We start from the raw sequence: 6670 nt of genomic DNA, 5'->3' as shown, positions 1-6670 counted from the left end.
GTACCAAATAAATAAAGTGAATTAAATGTATTTCTGTTTTTAAAAATTTAAAATTCTATTATTTTTATATAAAGGTTTCACATCGGAGTTTTAAATATTTTGGAAATAGATCTAAATAAAAGGAATTCATATAAAAGGGGAATGTCTTATGACAACATATACGAGTGAAATGAGAAAAAGTTTAGTTTCAGAAGAAGATGTAGATATTTTAAAAATTATGGCGCACCCAATCCGATTACAAATTGTAAATGAATTAAGTACGAGAAAAACTTGTAACGTAACACAACTAACAGAATTACTGAATATTCCGCAATCGACTGTTTCGCAACATTTATCAAAAATGAAGGGTAAAGTGTTACGAGCTGAGAGAAGAGGTTTAGAAATTTATTATCACATTAACAATTTAAAAGCGAGTAAGATTGTAAGTGTATTAGGATATATAAACTAATGAAGTATTTTCATATAAAATAGCCGCTGCTGGTAAGCAGGGGCTATTTTGTGTTGTATTATGTATTCGTATTTAAAATTTTATAGTTTTTATGATTTACAATTGTTCGATCAAATTCAAAAGTACCACCGCTTACATTTGTAATTTCAACTAAGACCGATTCAGTATAAAGTTTTAGTACAGATCCCGTAATCTTTAAATTATTTCGTTGAAAAAGTATAGTATCCCCTACGTTTGCTTTCATAGTACCTCCTCATTAAAGACAGAAATATTTTTTATTATATATATTAAACCACGTATAGGTATATTAGTGAATATTTAGTTTTATTTATCAAAAAAATATTTGTGCTTTTTTTAAATAAAGTACATCGTAGTGTGAAAAAATTTTTCTGTTTGTATCGGAAACTTAAATTTTTACAATCTAGCAATGGCATAAAATGAGACATAATTTTTATAAAAGAAGATGATAAAACAGTTGTAAGTCCCATTGAAGCTAACCATTATAAAAGCTACTTACGTATTTAATCAGTAGTTTTTTGTATTTCGTCCTTCGTTTTTTGTAACTGATTCCATGTTTTTGACGCTCTGTCTTGTAAGTGCTTACATAAACGGAAACATCTTATACAATGAAGGTGTTAAATCAAAAGAGGTGACCAAAATGAACATAAAAAAACAAGACTTAGCGAAAAGCATTGAAATAGAAAGAGGAGGCGGAAAGGTATGAAAAAATCAGCTGTTAATCCATGGCTTGTTGTCCTTGGCACAGTCATAGTACAAATGGGACTTGGGACGATATACACATGGAGTTTATTCAATCAGCCTTTAGTTAGTAAATACGGTTGGAGTCTTAACGCAGTTGCAATAACTTTCTCAATTACTAGTCTTTCCTTAGCATTTTCAACTTTATTTGCGAGTAAATTGCAAGAAAAATGGGGACTTCGTAAACTTATTATGATAGCTGGACTAGCATTAGGACTAGGATTAATACTTAGTTCACAAGCTTCCTCATTGATATTGCTTTATGTACTTGCAGGAGTTGTTGTAGGATATGCAGATGGTACAGCATATATCACTTCACTATCAAATTTAATAAAGTGGTTTCCGGAGCGTAAAGGTTTAATTGCTGGTATTTCTGTCTCTGCATATGGTTCTGGTAGCTTAATCTTTAAATACGTTAACGCACAGTTGATTGAATCAGTTGGTGTATCGCAGGCATTTATATATTGGGGTTTAATTGTTACAGCTATGATTATCCTTGGAGCTTGTTTAATCCATCAAGCTGCTGATCAAGGTGCAGTTCAGGAATCAAAAACTCATGAATATACAACGAAAGAAATGTTAGGCACAAAACAAGTATACTTATTATTCATCATGTTATTTACATCATGTATGAGTGGATTATACTTAATTGGTATGGTAAAAGACATTGGTGTTCAACTTGTAGGGCTTAGCGCAGCGACAGCAGCTAATGCGGTGGCTATGGTTGCAATATTCAACACTTTAGGTCGTATTATTCTAGGGCCTTTATCAGATAAAATTGGTCGTTTGAAAATCGTTACTGGTACTTTTGTAGTTATGGCGAGTTCAGTATTAGTTCTAAGTTTTGTAGATTTAAATTACGGTATTTACTTCGTATGTGTAGCAAGTGTAGCGTTTTGCTTCGGTGGAAATATTACTATTTTCCCAGCTATTGTTGGTGATTTCTTCGGTATGAAAAACCATAGTAAGAATTACGGAATTGTGTATCAAGGATTTGGATTTGGAGCGCTTGCAGGTTCCTTTATCGGTGCACTTCTAGGTGGATTCAAACCAACCTTTATGGTGATTGGCGTATTATGTGTCGTGTCATTCATTATCGCAATTATAATTCAAGCACCTAAACAGAAAAAAGAACAAGAAGAAGAGTATCGCAGCGTAGCATAAGTATATAAATCTTTTATAACACTATGATTACGAAAAAGCATCCTGTTAAATAGGGTGCTTTTTTGAATTATTTTAACGAGACTATTTAACCTTTTGCATTTTCTTGAGAGAAAAAGAGAGTAAAATATTCATTTGGATTATATTGGAATACAATGAATTAATACTTCGTACTCAAAACATTTATTAAATCTTAAATTATATAGATGACATTCATTTGTATTTGCAAGATATATTTTCAGAAAAATATTGAGAAAGTATATACTTGAGTTTTTCATAAAGCATTATAAATAAACGTATCTATAGTTTATCTACTTCAATTTTTACAAAGAGGATTATGAATTAAAGTATTAATGTAAGTACTTATTAATACTTTTAGATGTAATTGTATTGAAAATTACTAAAATATTTTATCTGAAAAATAAAAATAAGTTGACAACTTTATTGAGAAAGATTATCATTTCGGTGTAAGATTATTAAATGAAAAACATTATCAATGAATAATATTTTGATGAAAAGTACACTTGACCAATTAGTTTAGTAAGTGTATTATTTTTAACATCAATAATGATAATCATTATCATTATAAGTATCATTTGTTTAATTAGATTAATTTTTAAATGAAAGGATAGAGGAAATGAACTTAGGGGAATTTGATGGGAAAACTGTTTTAGTAACAGGTGCAGCTCAAGGTATAGGTAGTGTTGTTGCCAAAATGTTTTTAGAAAGAGGAGCTACAGTTATTGCGGTTGATCAAAATGAAGAGGGGTTACAAGTACTCTTAAAACAAAATGAATTAAATAAAACACGTATGAAAACATTTCGTTTAGATGTAAGTGATAGTGCTGCTGTTGAAGACATGATAAATCATATTGCAAATGAAATAGCGCCAATAGATATATTAGTAAATGTTGCAGGGGTTTTACGTATGGGAGCGATTCACTCGTTAAGTGATGAAGATTGGAATAAAACATTCTCTGTAAATTCTACAGGAGTTTTCTATATGTCCCGAGCAGTAAGTAAATATATGATGCAAAGAAAGTCAGGGGCAATTGTTACAGTTGGTTCAAATGCAGCAAATACTCCGAGAATGGAGATGGCTGCGTATGCTGCATCAAAAGCTGCAACGACAATGTTTATGAAGTGTTTAGGATTAGAACTTGCAGCATACAACATTCGCTGTAACTTAGTTTCTCCAGGTTCAACTGAAACTGAAATGCAAAGGTTACTATGGGCTGATGAGAATGGAGCAAAAAATATAATAGCAGGTACTCAAAGTACATATAGACTCGGTATACCGTTACAAAAAATTGCACAGCCTTCAGAAATTGCCGAAGCGGTATTGTTTTTAGCTTCAGATAAAGCGAGTCATATTACAATGCACAATTTATGTGTCGATGGCGGAGCTACATTAGGAGTTTAATAAAAAATTCAGGGGGTTACTATACTATGAATGAATTTACGGCTGTAAAGGAACTGTCAGAAAAATTATTAGAAGATTATAAGACTGAATCTTCTTTCTTTTTTGCTTCACCAACTCGAACGATATTAGCAGAAAGAGAGTTTACTACAGTAAAGCATCATGAAATTGAAAGTTTCCCAGAGCTTGTACAAGCAGTATTACTTAATGCAAAACAAGCCGGAAATCCGAATCCTATCGTTGTAGGTGCCTTGCCATTTGATCGTAGAAAAGAAGTTCAACTTATCGTACCAGAATATAGCAGAATTTCTGAGCGTCTACAATTGGATACAACAAATCAGCTTGAAACAAATGAGAACGTAACATTCGAAATGACGCCTGTACCAGAGCCTGAAGTGTATATGAATGGTGTGAAGCAAGGAATTGAAAAAATACAGTACGGGGATTTAAAGAAAATCGTTCTATCCAGATCGTTAGATGTTAAATCTTCCGAAAAGATTGATAAGCAAAAACTTCTTCGAGAATTAGCAGAGCATAATAAGCACGGCTATACATTTGCTGTGAATTTACCGAGGGATGAAAACGAGAATAGTAAAACGTTAATTGGAGCAAGCCCTGAATTACTCGTTTCACGTAATGGTATGCAAGTTACTTCTAATCCGTTAGCTGGTTCAAGACCACGTAGTGATGACCCAGTGGAAGATAAGAGAAGGGTAGAGGAATTACTTTCTTCCTCAAAAGATTTACATGAACATGCGGTAGTAGTAGAAGCAGTTGCTGCAGCGCTTCGTCCGTACTGTCATACATTACATGTTCCGGAAAAGCCATCCGTTATTCATAGTGAAGCGATGTGGCATTTATCTACTGAAGTGAAAGGTGAACTAAAGGATCCGAATACTACTTCTTTGGAATTAGCAATTGCTCTTCACCCTACGCCAGCAGTTTGCGGAACGCCGATGGAAGAAGCGAGAGAGGCGATTCAAAAAATTGAGCCATTTGACCGTGAATTCTTTACAGGCATGCTAGGATGGAGCGATTTAAATGGAGATGGAGAATGGATTGTTACAATTCGTTGTGCTGAAGTACAAGAAAATACACTTCGTTTATATGCAGGAGCTGGAGTTGTTGCTGAGTCAATACCAGAAGATGAGTTAGCAGAAACATCGGCTAAGTTCCAAACAATGTTAAAAGCTTTAGGGTTAAGAGATAGTTCACTTAATGAAAAATAGGGGGAAGAAAGAATGCTAGTAGGTTATACGGAATGGCCAAAAGAATTTGCAGATCGTTATCGAGAAGAAGGGTATTGGCTTGGTGAAACATTTGGAGGAGTGTTAAGAGAGCGTGCTGAGAAATATGGAGATCAAATCGCGGTTGTAAGCGGTAAGACGCATATAACGTATAGTGAACTTGATAAAAAGGTAGATCGTTTAGCAGCAGGTTTACTGAATTTAGGAATAAAGAAAGAGGACAGAGTTGTAATCCAGTTACCTAACATTATTGAGTTTTTCGAAATATGTTTTGCACTATTTCGAATTGGAGCGCTTCCTGTCTTTGCACTACCTTCACATCGAAGCAGTGAAATTAGTTATTTTTGTGAGTTTAGCGAGGCGAACGCTTACGTTATTTCAGATAAGGCTCTCGGTTTTGATTATCGAAAACTAGCAAGAGAAGTGAAAGAGAAAGTGCCAACTTTACAACGTGTAATTGTAGTGGGAGAAGAAGAAGAGTTTGTGAACATAAATGATCTGTATATGGATCCCGTCTCATTACCAGAAGTTCAGCCAAGTGATGTTGCATTTCTCCAATTATCAGGAGGGACAACAGGACTTTCTAAATTAATTCCTCGAACGCATGATGATTATATTTATAGTTTACGTGTTAGCGCTGAAATTTGTAATTTAAGTGCAGAGAGTGTCTATATGGCCGTTCTTCCAGTAGCACATAATTACCCGATGAGTTCTCCAGGGACATTTGGAACTTTCTATGCGGGTGGAAAAGTTGTGCTGGCAACTGGAGGTAGTCCGGATGAGGCATTTACACTTATCGAAAAAGAAAAAGTTACGATTACTGCTCTCGTACCGCCATTAGCAATAATATGGCTTGATGCTGCATCTTCTCGTAATACCGATTTATCAAGCCTAGAGGTGATTCAAGTAGGTGGTGCTAAGTTTAGCGCTGAGGTTGCAAGACGTATACGCCCTACATTTGGATGTACGTTACAGCAAGTATTCGGTATGGCGGAAGGATTAGTGAACTATACAAGATTAGACGATCCGGAAGAAATTATTATTCATACACAAGGTAGACCAATGTCTGCACTCGATGAAGTACGAGTTGTTGATGAAAATGACAACGATGTACAACCTGGCGAAGTAGGTAGTTTATTAACACGAGGTCCATATACAATTCGTGGTTACTATAAAGCCGAAGAACATAATGCACGATCATTTACAAAGGATGGATTTTATCGCACAGGTGATCTTGTAAAAGTAAATGAACAAGGATACATCATTGTAGAAGGAAGAGATAAAGATCAAATTAACCGTGGTGGTGAGAAAGTTGCTGCGGAAGAAGTTGAAAATCATCTATTAGCACACGATGCGGTCCATGACGTAGCAATTGTATCTATGCCTGACGATTATTTAGGTGAACGCACCTGTGCTTTTGTTATAGCTCGTGGACAAGTTCCGGCAGTAAGTGAATTAAAAATGTTTTTAAGAGAACGTGGTATAGCGGCTTATAAAATTCCAGATCGAATTGAATTTATTGAATCATTTCCGCAAACAGGAGTCGGAAAAGTCAGCAAAAAAGAACTACGTAAAGTCATTGCTGAAAAACTTATTATAGTAAAACAATAATAAAAACCGGAAGGAAGTGATTAG

6 protein-coding genes are annotated in these 6670 nt (G+C 34.6%); 5 read left to right on the top strand and 1 reads right to left on the bottom strand.

All coding sequences use genetic code 11. The features are described 5' to 3' along the window. Positions 1–148: 148 nt before the first annotated feature. Entirely contained in the window at positions 149–448 is a 300-nt protein-coding gene (locus DN390_RS25135) for an ArsR/SmtB family transcription factor (RefSeq protein WP_000214798.1), read from the top strand. Positions 449–506: 58 nt separating this feature from the next. Here DN390_RS25135 and DN390_RS25130 read toward each other — a convergent pair whose 3' ends face one another. Continuing rightward, positions 507–692 (bottom strand): YkvS family protein, encoded by a 186-nt coding sequence (locus DN390_RS25130; RefSeq protein ID WP_000646791.1) that lies wholly within the window; start codon positions 690–692, stop codon positions 507–509. 476 nt (positions 693–1168) lie between these two features. Here DN390_RS25130 and DN390_RS25125 point away from each other — a divergent pair, with 476 nt between their 5' ends. The 4 genes from DN390_RS25125 (at position 1169) to DN390_RS25110 (ending at position 6646) form a co-directional block, all read left to right on the top strand. Further along, positions 1169–2371, top strand: a complete 1203-nt coding sequence (locus DN390_RS25125) for an L-lactate MFS transporter (RefSeq protein ID WP_147808781.1) — start codon at positions 1169–1171, stop codon at positions 2369–2371. Between the two features lie 634 nt (positions 2372–3005). Next, positions 3006–3791 (top strand): 2,3-dihydro-2,3-dihydroxybenzoate dehydrogenase, encoded by a 786-nt coding sequence (dhbA, locus tag DN390_RS25120; protein ID WP_147808780.1) that lies wholly within the window; start codon positions 3006–3008, stop codon positions 3789–3791. A gap of 26 nt (positions 3792–3817) precedes the next feature. Continuing rightward, on the top strand, positions 3818–5017 hold the full coding sequence (dhbC, locus tag DN390_RS25115; RefSeq protein ID WP_147808779.1) for an isochorismate synthase DhbC: 1200 nt from the start codon (positions 3818–3820) through the stop codon (positions 5015–5017). Positions 5018–5029: 12 nt separating this feature from the next. Further along, positions 5030–6646 (top strand): (2,3-dihydroxybenzoyl)adenylate synthase, encoded by a 1617-nt coding sequence (locus DN390_RS25110; protein WP_147808778.1) that lies wholly within the window; start codon positions 5030–5032, stop codon positions 6644–6646. Positions 6647–6670: the final 24 nt, after the last annotated feature.

It is taken from the genome of Bacillus sp. SH7-1 (assembly GCF_008042405.1).
Taxonomy (GTDB): domain Bacteria; phylum Bacillota; class Bacilli; order Bacillales; family Bacillaceae_G; genus Bacillus_A; species Bacillus_A thuringiensis_N.
Note: the sequence above shows the minus strand (reverse complement) of the source record. Positions and strands in the feature narration are given on the sequence as shown.